The organism is Pseudomonas sp. GD03903 (assembly GCF_029840045.1).
GTDB classification, from domain to species: domain Bacteria; phylum Pseudomonadota; class Gammaproteobacteria; order Pseudomonadales; family Pseudomonadaceae; genus Pseudomonas; species Pseudomonas pseudonitroreducens.
In genome coordinates, this window is sequence record NZ_JAOCBT010000001.1 from 93282 (window position 1) to 118283 (window position 25002).

Here is a 25002-nt window from a genome sequence, read left to right on the forward strand (position 1 = left end):
GGGAGCAACGGCCGCCTTGCTGTCTTGCGGAGGGTTTGGGTGCCGCTCTGGCGCGGTTTTTTTCGCGCCAGCGCAGCGGCGGGGGCATTAGAGCGGGGCGCTGGCGTGCGCGACCATCGAAGCTCGTCGAGAGTCGCCTGGCTTTTCTTCTAGACGAAGCTGTTGGGGGTCAGGCGTGGGCGGCCTGGCGCAGACGTTCGCGGTCGAGGATCTCGATGCCGCCGTAGCTCAGGCGCACGATGCCCTGGGCTTCCAGGTCCTTGAGGATCTGGTTGGTGGTCTGCCGTGACAGCGACAGCATGGCCGCCAGTTGCTCCTGGGGCAGATGCAGTTCGCGCTTGGCGGTGGCCGACTCGCCGTAGCCCTCGGCGATCATCAGCAAGCGCCGGGCCAGGCGTGGCGCGGCCGGCAGCAGCGACAGCTCTTCCAGCACGGCGAAGGTGATGCGCAGCTTGTGACTCATCAGCAGGGCGAAGTCACGCCAGTATTCCGGGTGCTGGGCCAGCAGCGCCTGCAGCGGCGCCAGGGGCACCTGCAGGAGCACGGTGGCGCCTTCGGCGTAGGCGTCGTGGGTGCGCGGCTGGCCGTCGAACAGGCAGATCTCGCCGAACCAGTTCGGCGCCTCCACCAGCGCCAGCAGCGCTTCCTTGCCGGTCTCGCCGACCACGCTGACGCGCATCGCCCCTTCCACCACGCAGTACAGCCCGCAGGGTGCGTCGCCACGGGCGAACAGCCGTTGCCCGGCGGGCAGGCGGCGCACCACGGCGGCGTCGCACAGGGCCTGGCGCAGACCCGCTGGAAGGGTCTGGAACCAGCGGCCTTGCGGCAGACGGGACAGGTAGGGCTTGGTGTCGGTCATGGGTAATGTCGGCTAGCTGACAGAGTGACAAGGCGCACATCGCCATCATGCCAGTACCTTGCGGGAGAACAACAATGAAAACGCTCGTCGACCACCTTGCCCAATATGCCGCCTACCACCGTGACCGGCGGAACATCGTCAGCCATTTCATCGGCATCCCGATGATCGTGCTGGCTATCGCCATCCTGCTGTCGCGCCCCGGCTTCGAGCTGGCCGGCCTGCTGGTCTCGCCTGCAACGCTGCTGGCGCTGGCCTCGGTGGTGTTCTACCTGCGCCTGGACCTGCGCTTCGGCCTGCTGATGACCGCGCTGCTGGCGCTGTCGCTGTGGATCGGCGCCGGGCTCGCGGCTGGCAGCACCGCGTCCTGGCTCGCCTGGGGTATCGGCCTGTTCGTGGTGGGCTGGATCATCCAGTTCGTTGGCCACTGGTACGAGGGCCGCAAGCCGGCGTTCGTCGATGACCTCACCGGGCTGATCGTCGGCCCGCTGTTCGTCGCCGCTGAAGCGGCGTTCCTGCTCGGTCTGCGCGATGAAGTGCGCCACGCCGTGGAAGAGCGCGCCGGCCCCACCTGCATCCGCGAGAAGAAGGCGACCGCCTGATTCAGCTCACTCGGTACCGCTGAGCTGGCGCAGGATGCGCGCGCTGTCGGGGTCGGCAGGGAAGAAGGTTTCCAGCGCCAGCTCCGACAGCGTCACATCCACCGGCGTGCCGAACACCGTGATGGTGCCGATCAGGCTGCACACGCCCAGTTCGGTCTGCAACTGCACCGGGATCAGCACCATGTCGCCGCTGGCCGCCTCGTCATGCGGCGGCGCCGGATAGGCCGCCACCTCGTCGCGCAACGCCGCCAGAGCCGGGTCGCCGCTGGCTTCGTAGTCGCGCTGCAGGCGCTCCACCACATGCGCCTTCCACGGCCCGAGATTGAGGATGCGCGGCGCCAGGCCCTTGGGGTGCAGGCTCATGCGCAGCACGTTGATCGGCGGTTGCAGCAGCTCCGGGTCGACGCCGAGCAGGAAGATATCCACCGTGCGGTTGGATGCCAGCAGGTTCCAGTGGCGGTCCACCACCATTGCCGGGTTCGGCTCGTGGGCCTTGAGCAACTGGTCGATGGCCTGTTTCGCCACGGTCAGCGCCGGGTCGTCGAGGCCTTTCTCCGAGTACACCGGGGCGTAGCCCGCTGCGCTGAGCAGGCGGTTGCGCTCGCGCAGGGGAATGTCCAGCTGTTCCGCCAGGTGCAGGAGCATCTCGCGGCTGGGCAGGGCGCGTCCGGTTTCGACGAAGCTCAGGTGGCGCGTGGAAATTTCCGCGTCGCAGGCGAGGTCGAGCTGGCTGAGCCGGCGGCGCTGGCGCCATTGGCGGAGCAGGGCGCCGACCGGTTGGGCTGGGCTGTTCATGGCTGGGCCGTTCATGGCAGTGCGGGTCATGGCATCGAACGATAGACCTCACGCCCCGTAACGGCCATTACCTGGCAGGTAATCGACGCACCTACGTCCCGGGCGGATTCTTCAGCCACACGCCGCCAATCGGTGGCGATCCCTGAAGGAGCTTCGCCATGACTCTGCTGCAATCCTCCCCGCTGCTTCGCCTCACCCTGAAAGTTGATGCCATCGCCGGTGGCGCCATGGGCTTGCTGATGGCCCTCGCCGCGCAGCCGCTCGGCCAAGTGCTTGGCTTGCCGTTCGTCCTGCTGCTGGTGGCCGGCATCGTGCTGCTGCCGCTGGCGCTGGTGCTCTACTGGATGAGCAACCAGACGCTGCTGTCGCGCACTGGCGTCTGGGCAGTGATCGCCTTGAACGCGCTGTGGGTGGTGGAGAGCATTGCCCTGCTGGTGACCGGTTATGTGCAGCCGACCACCCTGGGCTATGCCTTTGTCATCGGTCAGGCGCTGGTAGTCCTGCTGCTGGCGGAACTGGAGTTCTTCGGCCTGCGGCGCTCGGCGGTTCTTGCGCTGTGATGTTCGCGAGCAAGCTTTACGCCAGTTTGTAGGATGGGTGGAGCGCAGCGATACCCATGCGGTCGGTGCGCGGAATCGATGGGTATCGCTGCGCTCCACGCCATCCTACGTAGGTGGTCACTGACGCCGCTGTAGATGTTGCTCGCGAACGGCTTCCTGCCGGCGCATAACCTGTTCCAGGTTATGCGCCCTACGGTACTCGCGAACCGATTTACGCCAGGGCTTCGCGGACGAAGTCGAGGCGGTCCTGGCCGAAGAACATCTCGTTGCCGACGAAGAAGGTCGGGGCGCCGAACATGCCGCGCTTGATCGCCGCTTCGGTGTTGGCCTTCAGCGCGTCCTTCACTTCCAGTTCCGCCGTCAGCGCCAGCAGCGCCTGCGGATCGAAGCCCGCTTCGGCCAGCAACGGGCCGAGCACCGCCGGGTCGCCCAGGTTCAACGCGTCCACCCACATGCCCTTGAACACGCAGGCGAGCAGCGCCTCGAAACGCTCCGGCTGGCGCAACTGCACGCCGCTGGCGGCACGCATCAGGGTCAGAGTATTGATCGGAAAGTGCGGGTTCATCTTCATCGGCACGCCGTAGCGGCGGGCAAAGCGGGTCATGTCGATCAGCGTGTAGCGACCCTTGGCCGGCACGGCGATGGGCGAGGCGTTGCCGGTGGCCTGGAACACGCCGCCCAGCAGGACCGGGCGGTAGACCAGCTCGGCGCCGGTTTCGGCGCAGATGCCCGGCAGTTGGGTATACGCCAGGTAGGACGTCGGGCTGCCGAAGTCGAAGTAGAACTCGACGGATTTGCTCATGAGTGGCTCTCTCTTTTTATGTGGGTTCGCAGAATCGGCATACGACCTTGCGAGCTAGAGCCAGGCTAGGCGGGGCTCAGCAGGGCGCGGAGCTTACGTTCGTAACTGAGCAGCCCCTGCTGGAGTCCAGCGACGCCTGGCCGACGCGCAGCTCGTCGTCTGCCGATTGTTACCAGCGTTCGATCCAGGGGCGCAGATCCAGCTCGAAGGTCCAGGCATCGCGCGGCTGGCTGTGCAGGTACCAGTAGCTGTCGGCGATGTGCTCGGGGTCGAGGATGCCGTCCTGGTCCTTCTGCGCGTACTTTTGCGGGAAGTTCTCGCGGATGAATTCGGTGTCGATGGCGCCGTCCACCACCACGTGGCCGACGTGCAGGCCCATCGGCCCCAGTTCGCGGGCCATGCTCTGCGCCAGCGCGCGGATGCCGTGCTTGGCCCCGGCGAAGGCGGCGAAGCCGGAGGCGCCGCGCAGGCCGGCCGTGGCGCCGGTGAACAGGATCGTGCCGCGCTGGCGCTTGACCATGCGCTTGGCCACTTCGCGGCCGGTGAGGAAGCCGGAGAAGCAGGCCATTTCCCAGATCTTGAAGTACTTGCGCGCGGTCTCCTCGAGGATGCTGCAGGGCACATTGGCGCCGATGTTGAAGACGAAGGCTTCGATGGGGCCGATGTCGCGCTCGATGGTTTCCACCAGCTCGATCACCGCTTCTTCCTGGCGGGCGTCGGAGGCGAAGCCGTGGGCCTCACCACCTTCGGCGCGAATCTGGTCCACCAGTGGCTGCAGCTTGTCCGCCGAGCGCCGGGTGACGCAGGCGACGTAGCCCTCGCGGGCGAAACGGCGGGCGATGGCGCCGCCGGTGGCATCGCCGGCGCCGATGACCAGGACGACTTTCTTGTTCGACATTCTCGTTTCCTCAGGGGTGCGCGAAAGTTGGTAAACGGTCGTTAGGTAAACGAACGTTATGTTAATATCCGACGCATCGTCAACCGCTTCCACGGAGGCGCTCCATGCGCTATTCAGCCACCCACAAGGAAGAAACCCGCCAGCGCCTGCTCGACAGCAGCGGTTCGCTCGCCAAGCAGGGCGGTTTCGCCACCACCGGCGTGGACGGGCTGATGAAGGCCGTGGGGCTGTCCGGCGGGGCGTTCTACAACCACTTCGGTTCGAAGGACGAGCTGTTCGCCGCCATCGTCGAGCGCGAGCTGAGCCAGAGCGTCGAGCGCCTCGCGGCGAAGGGCAAGGTGCTCGACCGTGCGCGCCTGGAGCGCGGGCTGAAGCGCTACCTGAACGTCACCCATGTGCAGGATGCGGCTGCCGGTTGCGCGATTCCGGCGCTGGGCGCGGAGATCGCCCGCGCCGACGAGTCAGTACGTCAAAGCGCCGAGGATGCGCTGGTGGAATTGCAGCAGGCATGGGCTGAAGTGCTGGGCTCGGCGGAAGACGCCTGGGCCCTGCTGGCGCAATGTGTCGGCGCGCTGGTGCTGGCGCGGATGGTGGCGAGCGAGCAGGCACAGAAGGCTATCGTCGAGTCGAGCCGGGATTTCCTGATCCGTCATCTGGACGAGCAGTGAATTGCCACTCTGCCCCGGGAGACGTGGCCTTGTAGGGCGCATAACCGGGCACGGGGCGGATAACGCCATGGGCGTTATGCGCCCTACAGGGTTGCGCCAGCGAGGGACAGACGTGTAGGAGCGAGCTTGCTCGCGAACAAGCTCCGCTGCCGGGGCTGGGTTCGCGAGCAAGCTCGCTCCTACAGAAAGGCAATCCGGCGCGAGATTAGATACCGCGAATTGCCAGGTCCGCGCCCAGCAGCAACAGCCCGCCGAAGAAGCAGCGACGGAACGCCAGCGGGCTGATCCGCGAACGCAGCCAGGTGCCCAGGTACATGCCCGCCAGCGCCGGTAACAGGGCCAGCAGGGACAGGCCGAGCACGTCCGCCTGCAACAGCGAGCCGTGCTGGCTGAGGGTGATTGCCAGGGCCAGCGTCGAGACGGTGAACGACAGCCCCAGCGCCTGCACCAGATCGTCCTTCTCCAGCCCCAGGGCCTGCAGGAAAGGCACGGCCGGAATCACGAAGACGCCGGTCACGGCGGTGACGCCGCCGGTGATCACCCCGATCAGTGGCGACAGCCAGCGCTCGTGCCTTGGCGCCACGCTGAAGCGCTTGTTCGACAGCCCGAGCAACGCATAGAGGATCAGCGCCACGCCCAGCAGCGGCGTTGCCGCCGGCCAGTTTTCCCCCGCCAGCAGCCAGCCCACCGCCAGGGTGCCGACGACGATGCCTACGAGCATCCCCCACAACCGCTTGAGCAGCCCGAGGAAGCGCGGCCCGGCGGCGAGCTGCCAGATGTTGGTGACGGTGGATGGCACGACGAGGATCGCAGCGGCCTGCATCGGCGGCATCACCAGCCCGAGCAGCCCGACGGCGACGGTGGGCAGGCCGAGCCCCACCACACCTTTCACCAGGCCGGCGAGGAGGAAGGTGAGGATGATCAGTTCGAGGTGTTGCGGGAGGGCGTCGAACATGGCCGGGCCTTGTTGAAAGCAAGGTCGGCAGGATACGAGGGTTTGAAAGCCGGGGGAAAGCGCGGGAGGCTCTTGTAGGAGCGAGCTTGCTCGCGAACCTGCCCCGTAGCGGAGTTATTCGCGAGCTTGCTCGCTCCTACAGAAAAGCGCTTTGCCGGATCAGATGTTGGCCACCGGCTGATACGCCTTCGGCTTGAAGTAGAGCGTCTCGCCACGCGCCAGGCCGGTCAGGCTGTCGTGGTCCTTGACCACTTCGGCCTCGATCAGCTCGTCCTGGCCGTCAACCTTGAGGGTCACCCGGGTGATCGCGCCCAGCGGACGGATGTCGCGGACTTCGGCGGCGCGGTGCTCGGCCACTTCCGAGCGCGACAGCGAGATCTCGTGCGGACGGAACAGCACGTGTTCGTCACCGCCGAGGTGCAGGCGGTTGGAGTCGCCGAGGAAGTGGTAGACGAAGTCGCTGGCCGGGTTCTCGTAGACCTCGCCCGGCGAGCCGATCTGTTCGATCACGCCCTTGTTCATCACCACGATGCGGTCGGCGACTTCCATCGCCTCTTCCTGGTCGTGGGTGACGAACACGGAGGTCAGGTTGATCTCCTCGTGCAGGCGCGCCAGCCAGCGGCGCAGTTCTTTACGCACCTTGGCGTCGAGGGCACCGAAGGGTTCGTCGAGCAGCAGGATCTTGGGTTCTACCGCCAGCGCTCGGGCCAGGGCGATACGCTGGCGCTGGCCGCCGGAGAGCTGCTCCGGGTAGCGGTCGGAGAGCCAGTCCAGCTGCACCATGTTGAGCAGTTCGTGGACCTTCTCGGCGATGCGCGCTTCGCTCGGGCGCTCCTTCTTCGGCTTCATGCGCAGGCCGAAGGCGACGTTGTCGAACACCGTCATGTGGCGGAACAGCGCGTAGTGCTGGAACACGAAGCCGACGTTGCGATCGCGCACGTCATGCTGCGAGACGTCCTCGCCGTGGAACACGATGTTGCCGACGTCCGGGGTTTCCAGGCCGGCGATGATGCGCAGCAGGGTGGTCTTGCCGCAGCCGGACGGGCCGAGCAGGGCGACCAGCTCGCCGCTGTGGATATCCAGGTTGATGTCGTTCAGCGCCTTGAAGGCGTTGAAGTTCTTGCTGACGTTACGGATCTCGATGCTCATGGCTGGGCTCTCACTTATTCATCGTCAGCTTTGACTTTGGTGCGGGACAGGCGCGACTCGCTCCACTGCTTGAGCAGCAGGATGACGAGGGCCATCAACAGCAACAGGGTGGCAACGCTGAAAGCGGCGACGTGGTTGTACTCGTTGTAGAGGATTTCGACGTGCAGCGGCAGGGTGTTGGTGACGCCGCGGATGTGCCCGGAGACCACCGACACGGCGCCGAACTCGCCCATGGCCCGCGCGGTGCAGAGCACCACGCCGTAGATCAGGCCCCATTTGATGTTCGGCAGGGTCACGTGCCAGAACATCTGCCAGCCGTTGGCGCCGAGCAGGCGCGCGGCTTCCTCTTCCTGCGTGCCCTGTTCCTGCATCAGCGGGATCAGTTCGCGGGCGACGAAGGGGAAGGTAACGAAGAGGGTGGCGAGGACGATGCCGGGCACGGCGAAGACGATCTGGATGTCGTGGTCCGACAGCCACTCGCCGAAGTAGCCCTGGGCGCCGAACAGCAGCACGTAGATCAGGCCGGCGATCACCGGGGAGACCGAGAACGGCAGGTCGATCAGGGTGACCAGGATGCTCTTGCCGGGAAACTCGAACTTGGTCACGCACCAGGCAGCGGAGACGCCGAACACCAGGTTCAGCGGTACCGAGATGCCCACGGCGATCAGCGTCAGCTTCAGCGCAGCCAGCGCGTCAGGTTCCAGGATGGCTTCGAAGAAGGTGCCGAAACCCTGCTTCAGTGCCTCGCTCAGCACCACGAACAGCGGCAGCAGCAGGAACAGCGCGAAGGCCAGCCAGGCCAGCACGATCAGGGCGCGTCGGCCCCAGACATTACCCCGGCGAGCAGCGTTGGCAGCGGCCGCGGCGGAAAGGCTTGCGGTACTCATGGCGCGCTCCTCAAGGCGTTTCGATGCGGCGTTGCAGCAGGTTGATCAGCAGCAGCAGGACGAAGGCGACGACCAGCATCAGCACGCCGATGGCGGTGGCGCCGGTGTAGTCGTACTGGTCCAGCTTGACCATGATCAGCAACGGCAGGATCTCGGTCTTCATCGGCATGTTGCCGGCGATGAAGATCACCGAGCCGTACTCGCCGACACCGCGGGCGAAGGCCAGGGCGAAACCGGTCAACCAGGCGGGCAGCAGCGCCGGCAGCAGCACGTGGCGGAACACCTGCAGCGGCTTGGCGCCCAGGCAGGCGGCGGCCTCTTCGACTTCACGCGGGATATCGGCCAGCACCGGCTGCACCGTGCGCACCACGAAGGGCAGGACCACGAAGGTCAGCGCCAGGGTGATACCCAGCGGGGTATAGGCGATCTTCAGGCCGATCTCGGTGGCGAAGCGCCCGACCAGGCCGTTGGGCGCATACAGCGCGGTGAGCGCGATGCCGGCCACGGCGGTGGGGAGGGCGAAGGGCAGGTCGATCATGGCGTCGATGATCTTGCGCCCGGGGAAGCGGTAGCGCACCAGCACCCAGGCCAGCAGGGTGCCGATCACGCCGTTGATCAGCGCGGCGATCAGCGCGGTGCCGAAGCTCAGCTTGAGCGCGGCGATGACTCGCGGCGCGGTGATGATGGTCCAGAACTGATCCCAGGAGAGCTGGGTCGTCTTGAGGAACATGGCCCCCAGCGGAATCAGCACCAACAGGCTGAGATACACCAGGGTGTAGCCCAGAGTCAGCCCGAAGCCGGGTATGACCGGGGAGATGCGTCGCGACATTTGCTGTCCTTTCTCGTGAACGCGTTGAGCCCCCGCCATGGGGCGGGGGTTTTCCTTCCGCGCGGGCTGTGCACCGGCCTGCGCGGATTGGGCCGCCCGGCGCAGTGCCGGGCGGGTGGTGCATTACTGCGCCTGGTAGATCTTGTCGAAGATGCCGCCGTCGTTGAAGAACTTGGGCTGCGCGACCTTCCAGCCGCCGAAGTCCTTGTCGATGGTCACCAGGTTCAGTTTCGGGAACTGATTGGCGAACTCGGCTGCGACCTTCTCGTTACGCGGGCGGTAGAAGTTCTGCGCGGCAATGCGCTGGCCTTCTTCGCTGTACAGGTACTTCAGGTATTCCTCGGCGACCTTGCGGGTGCCTTTCTTGTCGACGGTCTTGTCGACCACGGCCACCGGCGGCTCGGCCAGGATGGACACGGACGGAACGACGATCTCGAAGTTCTCGCCGCCCTGTTCCTTCTTGGCCAGGAAGGCTTCGTTTTCCCAGGCCAGCAGCACGTCGCCAATGTTGTTGTTGACGAAGGTGATGGTCGAACCGCGGGCGCCAGTGTCCAGAACCGGCACGTGCTTGTACAGGTTCTGCACGTATTCCTGGGCTTTCTCGTCGCTGCCGTATTCCTTCTTCGCCCAGGCCCAGGCGGCCAGGAAGTTCCAGCGGGCGCCGCCGGAGGTCTTCGGGTTCGGGGTGATGACCTCGACGCCCTGCTTGGTCAGGTCGGCCCAGTCCTTGATGCCCTTGGGGTTGCCCTTGCGGACCAGGAACACGATGGTCGAGGTGTAGGGAGTGCTGTTGTCGGGCAGGCGCGCTTGCCAGTCGGCGGGCAGCAGCTTGCCCAGCTTGTTCAGTTCGTCGATGTCGCCGGCCAGGGCCAGGGTCACCACATCGGCCTTCAGGCCGTCGATCACGGCGCGGGCCTGTTTGCCCGAGCCACCGTGGGATTGCTGCACGGTCAGGTCGTCACCGCCCTGGGCCTTCCAGTGCTTGATGAAGGCGGCGTTGTAGGCCTGGTACAGCTCGCGGGTCGGGTCGTAGGAAACGTTCAGCAGTTGGGTCGCGGCAGAGACGGGGCCGGCGATCAGGGCGCTGGCCAGTGCGGCCAGGGCGAAACGGCGGATGGACATGTGCAGCTCCTGAAATAAATGCAGTTCTATTTGTGTTTGTTGGGCAGGGTCTTTCGGGGGGGCGATGTCAGCCACGCATTCGTGGCTGGCAGCTGCAGTACCGGTGGGGCAGGGCGGTCATGGCGACGCTCCGGTGGTCCAGTCGTGTTCGCGAGTCAGGGGCCCAGGCGCTCAGGCAGGTTTGCCCGGGCTCTGCTGCAGGCGGAATTTTTCCTTGCGTTCGATCTGCACGACCTGGCCGTTGTGCACGGTGATCTCGACAGCGCCGAAACGCAGGCCACGCAGGGCGCTCTGCACTTCGCGCAGGATGTTGGCTTCGTCCTGGCCGTCCAGGCTACGGAGGGTTGCGCTCATGGGTATCTGCTCCTAATGGGTTGACCACCGGCCGATTCACCAACGGCGCGTGCGGTGTGAGCGCATCTTAGGCAGGAGCTGGATATTCTTAAAAATACTGTTTAAGAATTTTTATATATCAGAAAGTTTTTAGCGTGGATTCATGCGGTGCCGCGTGGCAATTGTGCCAGCAGCTTCTCGGCCGGCTGGGGCGAACCGTACCAGTAGCCCTGGCCGAAGTTGCAGGCGTGGGTAAGCAGGAAGGCGGCCTGGTCGGGGCGCTCGATGCCTTCGGCGACCACCTGCAGGCCCATGCTCTGGCCCAGGGCGATCACTGCGCAGGCGATGGCGGCGTCCTCGGATTCGTCCGGCAGGCCGGCGACGAAACCCTGGTCGATCTTCAGCTTGTGCACCGGCATGCGCTTGAGGCGCATCAGCGAGGAGTAGCCGGTGCCGAAGTCGTCGATGGCCAGGTGCACGCCCAGCAGGCGCAGCTGGCAGAGCAGTTCCAGGGCCTGGTCGAAGTTGTCCATCACCGCGCTTTCGGTGATTTCCAGTTCCAGGTGATGCGGTTCCAGGCCGCTCTGCTCCAGGGCCAGGGCCACACGCTCCTCCAGCCCGCCGCGACCGAACAGCCGGCTGGAGACGTTGACCGCGATGAACTCCAGGCCGATTCCCGCATCCAGCCACTGGCGCATCTGCCGGCAGGCCCGCTCCAGCACCCAGGCATCGATGGCGGTGATCAGGCCGCTTTCCTCGGCCACCGGAATGAACTCGCCCGGCGCGATCAGGCCGCGTTGCGGGTGCTGCCAGCGCACCAGCGACTCGACGCCGACCATGCGCCCGCTGGCCAGGTCATGTACCGGCTGGAAGTACAGGCGCAGTTCGTCGTGGTCCAGCGCGTGGCGCAGCGCCGACTCCACCTGTACGTGGGAGCGCGCGCGGGCGGTCAGCTCGGGGGTATAGAAGGCGTAGAGATTGCGCCCGCTGGCCTTGGCCTGGAACAGCGCGGCGTCGGCGTGCTGCATCAGGTGGTCGACGTTGCGCGCGTCTTCGGGGAACAGGCTGACCCCCAGGCTCACCGACATGTAGATGACCTGATCGTTGACCTCGAAGGGCGCACTCATCGCTTCCAGCAGGCGCTGGGCGAGGCTGCTGGCGTGGTGGGGCTGCTGGCTTTCGAGGACCACGGCGAATTCGTCGCCGCCCAGGCGCGCCAGGCAGCAGCGCTCGTCCAGGCAGTTTTCCAGGCGCTCGGCCACCGCACGGATCAGCAGGTCGCCGATGGTGTGGCCGAGGCTGTCGTTGATGTGCTTGAAGTGGTCCAGATCGATGCTCAGCAGCGCGCCGCCGCCCTGTTCGCGCTCGGCGCGGGCCAGCGCCTGCTCGATGCGCTCGCGCAGCAGCAGGCGGTTGGGCAGGCCGGTCAGCGGATCATGGTGGGCGAGGAAATCCAGTTCGTGCTGCGAGCGCTTGAGGCTGCTGAGGTCGGAGAACACTGCGACGTAGTGGGTCAGCTCGCCCTCTTCATTGCGCACGGCGCGGATGTGCTGCCACTGCGGATACACCTCGCCGCTCTTGCGGCGGTTCCAGATTTCGCCGCTCCACACGCCATTCTCATGCAGCGCGGTCCACATGCGCTGGTAGAAGGCGGCATCCTGGCGGCCGGACTTGAGCAGCGACGGCTGGCCGCCGAGCACGTCCTCGGCGCTGTAGCCGGTGATGCGCGAGAAGGACGGGTTGGTGTGCACGATCACGCCGCGCGCATCGGTCACCAGCAGGCCTTCCTGGGTTGCCTCGAATACCGCGGCGGCCTGGCGCAGGTGGTCTTCGTTGCTGCGCTGGTGGGTGATGTCGCGGTTGACCCCGGTCAGGCGCAGCGGGCGGCCGTCCTCGGCGCGGGTCAGCCGGCCGCTGCTGCGCACCCAGCGATAGCTGCCGTCGCCGTGGCGGATGCGGTAGACGCACTCCAGGCGGGTGCGCAGGCCCTGGATGCAGTCCTGATGGAGGGCCAGGGTGCGCGCGCGGTCGTCCGGGTGCAGGCGGTTTTCCCAGAGCAGCAGGTCATCGCTCAGGTGTTCCAGCGGCAGGCCGATCAGGTTGGCGTAGCCGGGCGAGTAATAGACGCGCTGGGTTTCCAGGTCCCAGTCCCAGATGCCGTCCTCGACCACCGCGAAGGCGCGGCTCAGGCGCTGCTCGCTGTCGCTCAGCGCGGCGAACGCGGCGTGCTGCTGGCGCAGGTGCCGGCAGAGCAGGAAGAACAGCAACAGGAAGGTGATGGCGAGAAATAGGTACTTCTTCAGCACCAGCGCCTGCGTCAGCGAAGCGGGATCGGGCAGGAGATTTTGTAACCATTGGTCACCCAGCCACACCCAGAGGGTGGCGGCGATCAGGTATACAAGACTGATGCGCAGGGCGCTGAGGCGTGGATTCATGCGGTAGTGGGTTGGATTTATTGGCTGTGCAGTATAAATGATGGCCAGTTGGCCTGGTTCGTATCTAAAAGACCGGATGGTAATCCGGACCTGCTTAGTGATAATGCGGGCTGTCTTTTCCCGGCAATCCATGCCCAACAGGGCAAAGCCCACACCCCTTCCGAGGTACAGTATCGCCTATGTGGTACAACGGTTTCCTTGACCTGTCGCCGTGGCAACTGGTGGCGGTCACTCTGGTCCTGACCCATATCACCATCGTCGGTGTCACGGTCTACCTGCACCGCTATTCCGCGCATCGGGCGCTCGAACTGCACCCGGCGCTGCAGCACTTCTTCCGCTTCTGGCTGTGGCTGACCACCGCCATGAATACTCGCGAATGGACGGCCATCCACCGCAAGCACCACGCCAAGTGCGAAACCGCCGAAGACCCGCACAGCCCGGTGTTCAAGGGGCTGGGCACCGTGCTGCGCACCGGCGCCGAGCTGTATCGCAAGGAGGCGGAGAACGCCGACACCCTGCGTATCTATGGCAAGAACTGCCCGGATGACTGGATCGAACGCAACCTCTACTCGCGCTTCCCCATCGGCGGCGTGGTGCTGATGGCGGTTATCGACCTCGCCCTGTTCGGCGTGCTCGGCATGACCGTCTGGGCCGTGCAGATGATGTGGATTCCCGTCTGGGCGGCCGGCGTCATCAACGGCCTGGGCCATGCCATCGGCTACCGCAACTTCGAGTGCCGCGACGCCGCCACCAATCTGGTGCCCTGGGGCATCCTGATCGGTGGTGAAGAGCTGCACAACAACCACCACACCTATCCGAACTCGGCCAAGCTGTCGGTGAAGAAGTGGGAGTTCGACCTCGGCTGGGCCTGGATCAAGCTGTTCAGCTTCCTGCGCCTGGCCAAGGTGGCCCGTGTGGCGCCGATCGCCCACCGGGTGGAAGGCAAGGGCAACCTGGACATGGATACCGCCATGGCCATCCTCAACAACCGCTTCCAGATCATGGCGCAGTACCGCAAGCTGGTGATCGGCCCGCTGGTGAAGCAGGAACTGGCCAAGGCCGACGAGTCCGTGCGCCACCTGTTCCGCCGCGCCAAGCGCCTGCTCTCGCGGGAAACCAGCTTGCTGGAGGATCGCCACCACGCGCGCATCCAGGACCTGCTCGCGCAGAGCCAGTCCCTGCAGGTGATCTACGAGAAGCGCCTGGCCCTGCAACAGATCTGGGTGAAAACCAGCGCCAACGGCCACGACATGCTCGCCGCGATCAAGCAATGGGTGCACGAGGCGGAAGCCAGCGGCATCCAGTCCTTGCGCGAATTCGCCGAGCAACTGAAGACCTACTCGCTGCGTCCGGCCGTCTGAATGGCGGAAGCGTCCTAGGACGTTGAGAGATGCGTCTCAAGAAAAGCCCGCCGTTCGGCGGGCTTTTCGTTTAATTTGCAGCAGCCTGGCGTAGTTTGCGGTCATAGCCCCGGTCAATGAGCGGGAGGACGCTGATACATGGATGAGAACAAACTGCCAGCCGATCAGGAAGAAGCATTGCTGGCATTGCTGCACAGCCGCGCCGAGGTGACGCGCCTGAAGGAGCGCGAACAGCTCTTCAGTGCGTTGCTGGCGAGCGTGAACTCGGTACTCTGGGCCTTCGACTGGCAGGCCCAGCGCATGGTCTATGTCAGCCCGGCGTACGAGCGCATCTTCGGCCGCTCCGCCGCGCTGCTGCTGGCGGACTACAACGAGTGGCGCAACTGCATCTACCCCGATGACCTGGACTACGCCCAGAGCACCCTGCAGGAGGTGCTGGAGCGCGGCGCCATCGAACAGCGCGAGTATCGAATCCTGCGGGCCGACGGCGAGGTGCGCTGGCTCAGCGACAAATGCTTCGTCAGCCAGCACAGCGATGCCGGCCTGCCGCTGATGATCGTCGGTATCGCCGAGGACATCACCGACAAGAAGCACCTGGAAACCGAGCTGCATCGCCTGGCCACCACCGACGTACTGACCCAGAGCAGCAACCGCCGCTACTTCTTCGACAGCGCCGAACAGGCCTTCCGCGACTGCAAGGCGACGTCCACGCCGCTGGCCTTCCTGCTGCTGGATGTGGACGACTTCAAGAAGATCAACGACGTCTACGGCCACCAGGTCGGCGATGTGGTGTTGCAACGGATCGCCCAGTGCGGTGCCGGCGCGTTGCGCCGCGGCGACCTGTTCGGGCGTATCGGCGGTGAGGAATTCGCCGTGCTGCTGCCCGGCTGTGACGAGAATACGGCGCGGCAGATCGGCGAGCGCCTGCAGCGTGAAGTACAGCGCCTGCGCTTCAACGAGGCCGAGCATTTCTTCAGCGTCACCATCAGCCAGGGGCTGACCCTGTTGCAGCCTGAAGACCAGAATCTTTCTGCGCTCTACAGTCGTTCCGATGCCGCCCTGTATCAGGCGAAACGCACCGGCAAGGACCGCATTGTTCAAGGATGAAACACATCCGCCGTGTCCGCGGCGGATACATTAATACTTTCCGACTAATCCTTTTAGTGCAGATACGAAAGTGTACGTTTATGCTGTCAAAACGCCTGTGTCATGTTTATGGCGCCTTATAAATCAATAGGTTACGAATACTGATTTGCCTTCTGTCGGATTCCCGGCGTAGGAGTGCTTCCTACGTTGACACGCCTTTGTCCCCCCCTCTATTACTATCCACATAGCAATATCGTGTGGTGTCCAGATGAGACACCTCAGGGAGTAGTCGCAAGAGCAGTAAGGTCAAGGAAGATTCTGCCCCCTCTTCTTCCTGTCGCTTTCCTATCGCTGCCTGACAACTTTCGTCGGCCTTCTTCGCTGCGAAAGCGCGATAGCTTTTTGCTTTTGTTTTTCCAGATTTTCGGAACAGGCCGGAGGGCGGTAGCTTTGCCCAGGAAAAAGTAACGGCCACTCCAGGGACGAACAGTTGATTGTCGTTGTTTGAATCGGGTCATTCGAACTCGGGCGGTAGCCTTGTCTTCGAATTCTGCAAAAGGCCCGGTACAGAGCATCTCCTGGACTGGAGTCAGTAACGATGGCCACTGCATTAATGGAAAAAGACGGAACTTACGGTGCCGTCGAAACTGGCAAGAAGAGCGACGCTTCCCGCCCGGAAAGTGTATCGCTGGTGAAACTTGGGAAATCTGGCGCCAATTCCAGTGGTGCTATTGAGATGTTCAGTAAAACTGCTCTCTTTAGTTCGAAATCCAGTTATGCCAGTTCTTCATGGTGTAACAAAGCTGAACTTTCGACTGAACTTGAGCCGTGCCAGGAACTGGCTGTTTCATTCATGAAACAGCAACTTCGGCGATCTGCCGAAGTTCTTCTGCGGGCGCTCGCCATTCCTTCCGAACTGATTCCCGCAACCTTCCCGAGGAAGCGTTGCGCGACCGCGGCTGTGCCGCGAGTGACGGAATCCCGGCGCGAGCGCCGCCACCCTGCCGGCCGACAGTGCCGGCCTCACGAGAGCCGCGCGTCTCGCCGCGCTGGGAGTCAAGGCTGATGGCCGAGCAATCGCTTCGTTGCAACTATGCCTGTGTGGTCGGCGGCGCCGGCCCGGCCGGCATGGGTTTCCTCTTCAATGCCTACAAGACCGGCGCGCTGGCGAGCCTCGCCCGTGATGGCCTGCTGGTCGTGGATGCGGCACTGGCGGTCGGCCGTGGCCGACTGGGGGACTACCACATCACCGCCAACTCGGTCGGCGATGTGTTCCTCGATTGCCTTCGCGATCCGGCGTTGCTGCCGATCTTCGCGCCGCTGGCGCATTCCCCGGCGTTCCGTGCGCTGCAGAACGACCCGCATGGCGCGCCAATGCTCACGCAGGTCGGTGAGTTGCTGGCGCATGCCTCGACGCTGTTCATGCGCTACGTCACCGAGCACCTGGGTGTCGAAGTGGCGCTGGGTACACGCATCGAGAAGATCACCGCGCAGGATGACGGCAGCTTCCAGTTGGCGCTGCGCAGCGGCTCCCACGCCGTGCAGATCGATGCAGGGGCGCTGGTGATGAACCTGGGTGGCCGGCAGAACCGCGAGTACCTGAACTGGAGCCTGGCCGAACAGGACCTGCACCTGGCCCACGATGGCCCCACGGTCTATTCCTCCGACGCGCTGCTGAGCCTGAACCCTGCCGAGCTGGTGGAACTGTTCGGCGACCGGGTCACCCCGGGCACTCGCTTTACCGTAGTCGGCGGCTCGCACAGTGCCTTCTCGATCCTCGACAACCTCGCCTGCGCGCTGGACTGCCTGGGGCTCGAGCAGATCACCCTGCTGCACCGCGCGCCGATCCGCCTGTTCTTCGAGAGCGTCGAGGAAGCCCGCGCGGCTGGCTACGTGGTCGACGAAGGCATGGATGTGTGCCCGGTCTCCGGCCGGGTCAACCGCTCCGGCGGCCTGCGCTACCGCGCCCACCAGGTCGGTACCGACGTGCTGGCCAACGGGATCGTCAGCGGTACGCGGGTGAAGGTCGAGCTGCTCTGCCTGGAAGACCGCTCGCCTGCCGCCCGCGAACGCCTGGAGCAGTGCTGCAGCGACGACGGCGTGATCGTCCAGGCCATCGGTTACCAGCCCTGCCTGCCGGCGCTGCGCCGTGCCAACGGCGAGCCACTGCAGGTGCGCGAGAGCAAGGGCGGGCTGGATTCCGACGCCGCCGGCTGCCTGCGTGACCACAACGGCCGGCCGATTCCCGGCCTCTACAGCTTCGGCCTGGGCTCGGGACTTGCGGCCAACCCGATGCTGGGCAGCGAGCGCTCCTTCGACAGCCGTATCTATGGCGTCTGGCAGTTCCACAACGACGCCAGCGGCCGGGTCATCGAGGCCCTGCAGGAGCACCTGGCCAGCCGCGCGCCGCAAGCCGCGCAAACCATGGACAGCGGCATCGACGACGCTCCCTTCGCGCTGTCGGCGCTGGGTTGAGCGGCGACGCGACAGCCAACGGACTTTCCATCCAACAGAGGGATGCGACCGTGATCAATGTGACCAAGACCTACCTGGGCAACCTGGACAAGTTCAAGGCCTACGTGGAACAGATCTACGCCTCCGGCTGGATCACCAACCACGGCCCCTTCGTCACGGAGTTGGAAGAGCGCCTGCAGGACTATTTCGGCGTTCGCCATGTGATTCTCACCAACAACGGCACCATCGCCCTGCAAGTGGCCTACCGCGCCCTGGGCGTGACCGGCAGTGCCGTGACCACCCCCTTCAGCTTCGTTGCCACCAGCAGCACGCTGCAGTGGGAGAGCATCCGCCCGCGCTTCGCCGACATCGACCCGCGGACCTGGAACCTCGACCCTGCGCGCATCGAAGCCAGCCTTGCGCCGGATACCACCGCCATCGTCGCCACCCACGTGTTCGGTAATCCCTGTGCGGTGGAGGAGATTCAGGCGGTGGCCCAGCGCAACCAGTTGAAGGTGATCTACGACGGCGCCCACGCCTTCGGTTCGCGCTACCGCGACCGATCGGTGCTGGCCTGGGGCGATGCCACCACGCTGAGCTTCCACGCGACCAAGCTGTTCCACACCATCGAGGGTGGCGCCATCGTCACCGCCGATGACGAGCTGGCCCGGCAGATCCGCCTGATGTGCAACTTCGGCATCGCCGGGGTCGACCAGATCGTCGGCCTGGGGATCAACGCCAAGCTCAACGAGTTCTCCGCCGCCATGGGCCTGTGCGTGCTCGACGAGATCGACGACATCCTCGCCCAGCGCGAGGAGATCGCCGCCCGCTACACGGCATCGCTCAGCGGCTACTACGACCTGCAGGTTAGCGAAAGTTATGCCCGGCTGAACAACAGCTACTACCCCATCGGCTTGCGTGACGAAGCCCAGGTGCTGCGTGTGCGTACAGCGCTGAACGAGATCGGCGTCAACCCGCGGCGCTATTTCTACCCGTCGCTGGACACCCTCGACTACCTCGCCCCGCAGGAGCCGCAGGTGCTCTCCCGCGAGCTGAGCCAGCGCATCCTCTGCCTGCCGCTGTACCCGGGCCTGCCCCAGGAAATCCAGCGCGCGGTGATCGAAGTGCTGCTGCTGGAAAGCGGCCGCGTCGCCGTCGCGGTGTAAGGGGACGATCATGCGCACCGCCCGCTCGCTGTCGATGGTCCGCAACACCCTGCTCAACTACGCAGGGCAGGCGTACGCCATCGTCATCGGCATCCTGATCCAGCCGTTCTACCTCGGCCACCTCGGGGCCGAGGCCTATGGCCTGATCGGCTTTTTCGCGGTGCTGCAGAGCTGGCTGCTGCTGCTCGATGTCGGCCTGTCGCCGGCGCTGGTGCGCCAGGTGGCCCATGGCCGTGGCGCCCATGGCCGTCACGTTGGCGGTGAAGGCCAGGACCAGGCGCGCCTGCTGCGCTCCTTCGAGCTGATCCTGCTGCCGCTGACTTTCCTCAGCAGCCTGGCGGTGTGGAGCGGCAGCGGCTGGATCGCCGGGCAGTGGCTCAAGGTGCAGCAGCTCTCGCCCGAACTGGTTGCCCAGTGCGTCAGCCTGATGGGCCTGCTGGTGGCCCTGCGGCTCTACGCCACCCTGTACCGCAGCGCGCTGCAGGGGCAGGAATTGCACGGCTTCATCAATGCGGTGAACGTGTTCATCACCACGCTGCGCTACTTCGGTGGCCTGCTGCTGGTGGCGCAGGTCAGCCAGGACCCGCTGGTGTTCTTCCAGTTCCAGGTGGCGGTGTCGCTGATCGAGGCGCTGCTGCTGGGCGGCAAGGCCTACCTGTGGATGGACGTGCGCCTGCTGACCCGCTTCTGCCGCGACACGGTGCGCCCGGTGTTGCCCTTCGCCCTGGGCATGTCCTTCACCTCCTGCCTGTGGATCGTGCTCACCCAGCTGGACAAGGTCCTGCTGTCGAACCTGCTGCCGCTGCAGCAGTACGGTTACTTCTCCCTGGTGGCGCTGATTGCCGGCGGAGTCCTCACGCTGGTCAATCCGCTGGCGCAGTCGCTGCTGCCGCGCATGACCATGCTGGTCGCCGAAGAACGCCACGAAGACATGCAGCAGCTCTATCTCAAGGCGAACCGCTTCGTCTGTGTGCTGCTGTTCCCGATGGTCGCGGTGATCGCCGCTCATGGTCATGACCTGGTCCTGGCCTGGAGCGGCGATGCCGTGGCCGCCAGTTGGTGCCGGCCGATCCTGGCCTGGTACGTACTCGGCTCAGGCCTGCTGGCGGTGGCCAGCTTCCAGTTCTACCTGCAGTACGCCCATGGCCAGCTGCGCATGCACGTCTGGTACAGCGTCATCTCCACCCTGGTGAGCGTGCCGCTGGTGATCGCCAGTGCCTACCTCTACGGCGTGCTCGGCGTGGCGCTGTGCTGGTTCGGCCTGCGCCTGGTGTCGTTCCTGATCTGGCCGGCGATCGTGCACCGCACCTTTGCTCCCGGCCTGCACGGCGCTTGGTTGCGCGACACCCTGCAGATCGCCGCGCTGAGCGCTGCCGGCCTGCTGCTCAGCGAACCCTTTTACACGCTGCTGGCCCGTTCCGGCGAGCGCCTGTGGCTGCTGGCGGCACTCGCCGTGTGCGGCCTGATCACCCTGTTCCTCGTGGGCGCGGGCTCTGCCCCGGCTTTGCTGCGCCTGTTCAAACCGTCCCACAAGCCGAGTGTCTAGACATGGATATCCGCTCCGAGCTGCAGATCCTTTCCAACTGGCCGGAAGACCCCAAGCCCCTGCTGAGCGTCGTTTGCCTCGCCTACAACCAGGTCAACTACATCGGCCGCACGCTGGACAGCTTCCTGGAGCAGATCACCGACTTCCGCATCGAAGTGCTGGTCAATGACGACGCTTCCACCGACGGCACCACCGAGGTCATCGCCGACTACGCGGCCCGCTACCCGCACATCATCAAGCCGATCTTCCACAAGGAAAACCAGTACTCCAAGGGCCTCTCCCATGGGCTGCCGGTATTCCGCAAGGCGCGTGGCCGCTACATCGCCTACTGCGAAGGCGACGACTACTGGACCGACCCGCGCAAGCTGCAGATCCAGGTCGACTTCCTCGAGGCGAATCCGGACTACGTGATCACCTATCACGACGCCTACACCTTCAACGAAGACGGCGTGATCAAGCCGCAACAGCTCACCGGCAAGTTCCGCCGCGATGCCAGCCGCCTGGAGCTGCAGCAGGCGCGGGCGATCTCCACCCTGACCACGGTGTTCCGCAACGTGCTCACCGAGATGCCCGCGGAGCTGCTCAGCACGCGCATGGTCGACCTGTGCTGGTGGTCGCTGCTGGGGGCCTTCGGCAAGGGGCGCTTCATCGAGGAAATCCGCCCGGCCGCCTACCGCGTGCACAAGGGCGGGATCTTCTCCATGCAGGCTGCTCGCGTGCAGCAGCACATGACCCTGCACACCTACTACTGCCTGTCGCGCTACTACCAGCGCCTGGGGAACCAGGAGCTCAACGAGTACTTCCTGATGCAGGTCTGCCGGATGTCCATGGCGGCCATCTCGCCGGTGCGCAAGGTCCAGGCGTTCCTGCTGCTGATCGGCAACCACGGCGCCAATCTGCTCAAGCGGCTCAACCCGGTTCAGGCGCGCTGACGCGCGCCAACTCACTGGAGGATGGAAGTCCATGAGTGTCATGCCCCGCTCGTCCCTGGAAACGCTCCAGGACACCCGCATCGACGTTGCCGGCCTGCTGCGCCTGCTGTTCGATCACAAGAAGATGATCCTCGCCGTCACCGGCCTGTTCGCCGTGCTCGGGCTGTTCTACGCGGTGGTCGCCACGCCGATCTACGTCTCCGGCGCGATGATCCAGATCGAGCAGAAGAAGAACGGCCTGAACGGCACGCCGGAGGTGATCAACCGCCCCGACTCGGTGTCGATCGCCTCCACCGAGATCGAGCTGCTGAAGTCCCGCGCCGTGCTCGGCAAGGCGGTGGAGATTCTCAAGCTGGACATCATCGCCAAGCCGCGGCACCTGCCGCTGATCGGTGACTACCTGGCGCGGCGCTACCAGCCCGAAGCCGGGCAGGCACTTGCCGCGCCCTGGCTGGGCATGGGCACCTACGGTTGGGGCGGCGAGCAGATCAAGGTGTTCTCCCTCGACGTACCGGAGGAATACCTGGGCGAGCCGCTGACCCTGGTGGCCGATGGCGGCGAGGCCTATCACCTGCTCAACGCCGACGGCCAGCTGATCCTGCGCGGCGAGCTGAAGAAAACCGTGATGGACAAGGGCTTCAGCATCGAGGTGGACGAGCTGGTGGCGCGCCCCGGCAGCGAGTTCATCGTGGCGAAGAACCGCCTGCTGACCACCACCCTGAACTACCAGAAGCTGCTCAAGGTGGCCGAGGCCGGCAAGGACTCGGGGATCATCTACATGACCCTGGAGGACCCGAATCCGCTGCAGGCTGACCGCATCCTCGACAAGATCAGCCAGCTCTACGTGCTGCAGAACGTCGAGCGCAGTTCCGCCGAAGCTTCGCAGCGCCTGCAGTTCCTGCGCTCGCAGCTGCCGGTGGTGCGCATGGACCTGGAGAAGGCCGAGGCCGCCTACAACGCCTATCAGACCACCGCCAAGTCCGCCGACATCAGTGTCGAGACCCGCGGCGTGCTGGACCAGGTGGTGGGCATCGACAACCAGCTCTCCGAACTCAGGCTCAAGCGCGCCGACTACGATCGCCTCTACACCCCGACGCACCCGACCTACCAGGCCCTGCTCAAGCAGATGAGCAGCCTGGAAGACCGCAAGGCGCAACTGCAGAAGCGCATCCAGGCGCTGCCGGCCACCCAGCAGGAACTGCTGCGCCTGTCGCGTGACATGCAGGTCACCCGGCAGACCTACACCAGCCTGCTGAACAAGGCCCAGGAGCAGGACATCATCCGCGCCGGCACCATCGGCAACGTGCGCGTGATCGATACCGCCCAGGCCAACGTCGAGCAGCCGGCCAAGCCCATGCGCAAGGTCATCGTGCTGCTCGCCACTCTGCTCGGATTCTGCGTCGCCCTGGGCATCCTGTTCCTGCGCCAGGCCTTCTACCGTGGCGTGGAGAACCCCGAGGCGATCGAACAACTCGGCCTCTCGGTGCTTGCCGCGGTTCCCTACTCGCGGCAGCAGGAGCGTCTGGAGAAGGAACGCAAGGGCGACATCCTCGGCCACACGCCCAAGCTGCTCGCAGCCTCGACACCTGGCGACCTGGCCAACGAGGCGATCCGCAGCCTGCGTACCAACCTGCATTTCGCCCTGCTCGAAGCGCGCAACAACGTGGTGATGCTGACCAGCCCGGCGCCGGGTGCCGGCAAGTCGTTCGTCTCCAGCAACCTCGCCGCCATCGTTGCGCAATCGGGCCTGCGCACCCTGTTGATCGACGCCGACATGCGCAAGGGCTACCTGCACCGGGTGTTCGGCCTGACCCCGCGCCACGGTCTGTCCGACGCGCTGAGTTCGCACCGCCCGCTGAGCGACGTGATCCTGCCCACCGAGGTGCCGGATCTGGACTTCATCTCCTGCGGTTTCGCCGCACCCAACCCCTCCGAACTGCTGATGCACGACAACTTCGCCCAGCTGCTGCGCGATGCCTCGGCGATGTACGACCTGGTGATCGTCGACACCCCGCCAGTGCTGGCGGTGACCGACGCCGCCCTGGTCGGCCGGCTGTGCGGCATCTGCCTGCTGGTGACCCGCTTCGGCCAGAGCCCGGCGAGCGAGATCGACACCGCGCGGCGGCGCCTGGGGCAGAGCGGCATCCACCTGCAGGGGGCGATCCTCAACGGTGTGAAACGCAAGGCCTCGACCGCCGCTTACGACTACGGCGCCTACGCCTACCGCTACGACGCCAAGGACTGAAAGGTACTTAGGGAAGGGATGCAGCCATGGTCCATATCGTCAGCCTCATGCAGCCGTACCTGTTCCCCTACCTGGGGTACTTCCAGCTGATCGCCGCGAGCGGCCTGTTCATTCTCGGCGACAGCCTGCAGTACACCCGGCGAGGCTGGATCAACCGCAACCGCCTGCTGGTCGGCGGCAAGATCTGGCAGTTCAGCTTCCCCCTGGAGCAGGGCTCGCAGACCCAGGCGATCAACGAGCGGCGGCTGAGCGAAGAGATGTGCCTGAGCAACCAGCGCCTGCTGCACACCATTCGCCACGCCTACCACCGTGCGCCGTGCTACCCGCAGGTGATGCCCCTGCTGGAGGAAATACTCGAACACCCCGAGCGCAATCTGTCGCACTTCGCCGAACATTCGATCCGCCGCATCTGCCAACACCTGGGTATCGATACCCCCATGGCGCGTGTCTCCGAGCTGGACCTGGCCGACGACATCGGCCGCGACCAGCGCCTGATCGAAGCGGTGAAGCAGAGCGGCGGCGACGTCTACCTCAACCCCGAGGGTGGCCGTCACCTGTATTCGCCCGAGGTGTTCCAGGCCCACGGCCTGGAGCTGCAGTTCCTGCGCATGGATGAACTGAGCTACCCGCAGTTCAGCCCGGATTTCGTCCCCAGCCTGTCGATCATCGACGTGCTGATGTTCAACCCGCCGGACGAGATGCAGCGGTTGCTAGGCCGCTACACCCTGGAGCGACCCGCTCCCTCGTCGGACCTTCTTGGGGAGTACGAATCATGAATTCCGCTGTCAGCGTAGGCCTGCAAGCCGCGCAGTACCGCTGGTACCTGATCCAGACCAAACCGCACCAGGAACTGCGTGCCGAGGAGAACCTCGGGCGCCAGGGTTTCACCTGCTACCGCCCGCTGGTGAAGCTGGGCAGTCGGGCGCAGCCGCTGTTCCCCGGCTATCTGTTCATCCGCCTCGATCAGCAGCACGACAACTGGTTCCCGATTCGCTCCACCCGTGGCGTGGCGCGCATCGTCAGCTTCGGCGCACAACCGCTGGCGGTCGCCGACGAGCTGGTGGAAGGCATTCGCCAGCGCCTGCTGGCCATGCCCGAGCGCCCGTCCAGCGGCTTCCACGAAGGCCAGGTGGTGCGTGTGAAGTGCTCCGGCGATTGCGAGGTGGAGGCCATCTTCGTCTGCGACGACGGCACCGAGCGCGCGCTGATCCTGCTCAACCTGCTGCAACGCGAACAACGCATCCGGGTTCCCCTCAGCCAGCTCTCGGCGGCGGGTATCGGCGGCTGGCGCGCCTGAGGCGCCCACTTTTTCAGACGATCA

The 25002-nt window shown here is 65.2% G+C and carries 24 protein-coding genes; 13 read left to right on the top strand and 11 right to left on the bottom strand.

Annotated elements, in window-relative coordinates; all coding sequences use genetic code 11:
- Positions 1 to 169: 169 nt before the first annotated feature.
- Positions 170 to 859 carry a Crp/Fnr family transcriptional regulator gene (locus tag N5C91_RS00480; protein WP_236174304.1) on the bottom strand — a complete coding sequence of 230 codons (690 nt, stop codon included), beginning with the start codon at positions 857 to 859 and terminating at the stop codon, positions 170 to 172.
- Positions 860 to 933: 74 nt separating this feature from the next.
- Here N5C91_RS00480 and N5C91_RS00485 point away from each other — a divergent pair, with 74 nt between their 5' ends.
- Complete coding sequence (locus N5C91_RS00485; protein WP_236174305.1) at positions 934 to 1458, top strand: Mpo1-like protein; 525 nt, start codon at positions 934 to 936, stop codon at positions 1456 to 1458.
- Positions 1459 to 1464: 6 nt separating this feature from the next.
- Here N5C91_RS00485 and N5C91_RS00490 read toward each other — a convergent pair whose 3' ends face one another.
- Positions 1465 to 2253, bottom strand: a complete 789-nt coding sequence (locus N5C91_RS00490) for a helix-turn-helix domain-containing protein (protein WP_236199233.1) — start codon at positions 2251 to 2253, stop codon at positions 1465 to 1467.
- 158 nt (positions 2254 to 2411) lie between these two features.
- On the opposite strand from N5C91_RS00490, the gene N5C91_RS00495 reads away from it, so the two are divergent.
- Complete coding sequence (locus N5C91_RS00495) at positions 2412 to 2813, top strand: hypothetical protein (protein WP_279826871.1); 402 nt, start codon at positions 2412 to 2414, stop codon at positions 2811 to 2813.
- Positions 2814 to 3024: 211 nt separating this feature from the next.
- Here the strand turns inward: N5C91_RS00495 and N5C91_RS00500 are convergent, their stop codons facing one another.
- Together N5C91_RS00500 and N5C91_RS00505 are read right to left on the bottom strand one after the other, a co-directional pair.
- Entirely contained in the window at positions 3025 to 3615 is a 591-nt protein-coding gene (locus N5C91_RS00500; RefSeq protein WP_279826872.1) for a 2-hydroxychromene-2-carboxylate isomerase, read from the bottom strand.
- 169 nt (positions 3616 to 3784) lie between these two features.
- Complete coding sequence (locus N5C91_RS00505; RefSeq protein ID WP_236174309.1) at positions 3785 to 4513, bottom strand: SDR family oxidoreductase; 729 nt, start codon at positions 4511 to 4513, stop codon at positions 3785 to 3787.
- A gap of 104 nt (positions 4514 to 4617) precedes the next feature.
- Here N5C91_RS00505 and N5C91_RS00510 point away from each other — a divergent pair, with 104 nt between their 5' ends.
- Complete coding sequence (locus N5C91_RS00510) at positions 4618 to 5181, top strand: TetR/AcrR family transcriptional regulator (protein WP_236199231.1); 564 nt, start codon at positions 4618 to 4620, stop codon at positions 5179 to 5181.
- A gap of 205 nt (positions 5182 to 5386) precedes the next feature.
- On the opposite strand, the gene N5C91_RS00515 is transcribed toward N5C91_RS00510, so the two are convergent.
- The 7 genes from N5C91_RS00515 to N5C91_RS00545 form a co-directional block, all read right to left on the bottom strand.
- Positions 5387 to 6136: a sulfite exporter TauE/SafE family protein gene (locus N5C91_RS00515; RefSeq protein ID WP_236174311.1), complete on the bottom strand. Its 750-nt coding sequence runs from the start codon at positions 6134 to 6136 to the stop codon at positions 5387 to 5389.
- A gap of 159 nt (positions 6137 to 6295) precedes the next feature.
- Positions 6296 to 7285 (bottom strand): sulfate ABC transporter ATP-binding protein, encoded by a 990-nt coding sequence (locus N5C91_RS00520; RefSeq protein WP_236174312.1) that lies wholly within the window; start codon positions 7283 to 7285, stop codon positions 6296 to 6298.
- Positions 7286 to 7299: 14 nt separating this feature from the next.
- Positions 7300 to 8172 carry a sulfate ABC transporter permease subunit CysW gene (cysW, locus tag N5C91_RS00525; protein WP_279826884.1) on the bottom strand — a complete coding sequence of 291 codons (873 nt, stop codon included), beginning with the start codon at positions 8170 to 8172 and terminating at the stop codon, positions 7300 to 7302.
- Between the two features lie 10 nt (positions 8173 to 8182).
- Positions 8183 to 9001 carry a sulfate ABC transporter permease subunit CysT gene (gene cysT, locus N5C91_RS00530; protein ID WP_017520777.1) on the bottom strand — a complete coding sequence of 273 codons (819 nt, stop codon included), beginning with the start codon at positions 8999 to 9001 and terminating at the stop codon, positions 8183 to 8185.
- A gap of 123 nt (positions 9002 to 9124) precedes the next feature.
- The gene (locus N5C91_RS00535; RefSeq protein WP_138526608.1) at positions 9125 to 10123 is read right to left on the bottom strand and encodes a sulfate ABC transporter substrate-binding protein; all 999 of its coding nucleotides are present in this window, start codon (positions 10121 to 10123) and stop codon (positions 9125 to 9127) included.
- 171 nt (positions 10124 to 10294) lie between these two features.
- The gene (oscA, locus tag N5C91_RS00540) at positions 10295 to 10477 is read right to left on the bottom strand and encodes a sulfur starvation response protein OscA (protein ID WP_017520779.1); all 183 of its coding nucleotides are present in this window, start codon (positions 10475 to 10477) and stop codon (positions 10295 to 10297) included.
- Positions 10478 to 10617: 140 nt separating this feature from the next.
- Positions 10618 to 12891 carry a GGDEF domain-containing phosphodiesterase gene (locus N5C91_RS00545; protein ID WP_279826890.1) on the bottom strand — a complete coding sequence of 758 codons (2274 nt, stop codon included), beginning with the start codon at positions 12889 to 12891 and terminating at the stop codon, positions 10618 to 10620.
- A gap of 179 nt (positions 12892 to 13070) precedes the next feature.
- Here N5C91_RS00545 and desA point away from each other — a divergent pair, with 179 nt between their 5' ends.
- The 10 genes from desA to rfaH all read left to right on the top strand — a co-directional run bounded on the left by desA (position 13071) and on the right by rfaH (position 24978).
- Entirely contained in the window at positions 13071 to 14252 is a 1182-nt protein-coding gene (desA, locus tag N5C91_RS00550; RefSeq protein ID WP_236174315.1) for a delta-9 fatty acid desaturase DesA, read from the top strand.
- Between the two features lie 138 nt (positions 14253 to 14390).
- Positions 14391 to 15359 (top strand): sensor domain-containing diguanylate cyclase, encoded by a 969-nt coding sequence (locus N5C91_RS00555; RefSeq protein WP_236174316.1) that lies wholly within the window; start codon positions 14391 to 14393, stop codon positions 15357 to 15359.
- Between the two features lie 577 nt (positions 15360 to 15936).
- A complete protein-coding gene (locus N5C91_RS00560) occupies positions 15937 to 16404 on the top strand; it encodes a hypothetical protein (protein WP_279826893.1) in 468 nt (155 codons plus the stop codon).
- Positions 16404 to 17813, top strand: a complete 1410-nt coding sequence (locus tag N5C91_RS00565) for a hypothetical protein (RefSeq protein WP_236174318.1) — start codon at positions 16404 to 16406, stop codon at positions 17811 to 17813. Before N5C91_RS00560 ends, N5C91_RS00565 begins: the two co-directional genes overlap by 1 nt.
- A 50-nt stretch (positions 17814 to 17863) precedes the next feature.
- Positions 17864 to 18958 carry a DegT/DnrJ/EryC1/StrS family aminotransferase gene (locus N5C91_RS00570; protein ID WP_279826895.1) on the top strand — a complete coding sequence of 365 codons (1095 nt, stop codon included), beginning with the start codon at positions 17864 to 17866 and terminating at the stop codon, positions 18956 to 18958.
- Between the two features lie 10 nt (positions 18959 to 18968).
- Complete coding sequence (locus N5C91_RS00575; protein ID WP_279826898.1) at positions 18969 to 20504, top strand: oligosaccharide flippase family protein; 1536 nt, start codon at positions 18969 to 18971, stop codon at positions 20502 to 20504.
- A 2-nt stretch (positions 20505 to 20506) separates the two neighbouring features.
- Entirely contained in the window at positions 20507 to 21436 is a 930-nt protein-coding gene (locus tag N5C91_RS00580) for a glycosyltransferase (RefSeq protein WP_236174321.1), read from the top strand.
- 31 nt (positions 21437 to 21467) lie between these two features.
- The gene (locus N5C91_RS00585) at positions 21468 to 23681 is read left to right on the top strand and encodes a polysaccharide biosynthesis tyrosine autokinase (RefSeq protein ID WP_236174322.1); all 2214 of its coding nucleotides are present in this window, start codon (positions 21468 to 21470) and stop codon (positions 23679 to 23681) included.
- Positions 23682 to 23707: 26 nt separating this feature from the next.
- A complete protein-coding gene (locus tag N5C91_RS00590; RefSeq protein WP_279826902.1) occupies positions 23708 to 24457 on the top strand; it encodes a WbqC family protein in 750 nt (249 codons plus the stop codon).
- Positions 24454 to 24978 (top strand): transcription/translation regulatory transformer protein RfaH, encoded by a 525-nt coding sequence (rfaH, locus tag N5C91_RS00595; RefSeq protein ID WP_279826904.1) that lies wholly within the window; start codon positions 24454 to 24456, stop codon positions 24976 to 24978. Before N5C91_RS00590 ends, rfaH begins: the two co-directional genes overlap by 4 nt.
- Positions 24979 to 25002: the final 24 nt, after the last annotated feature.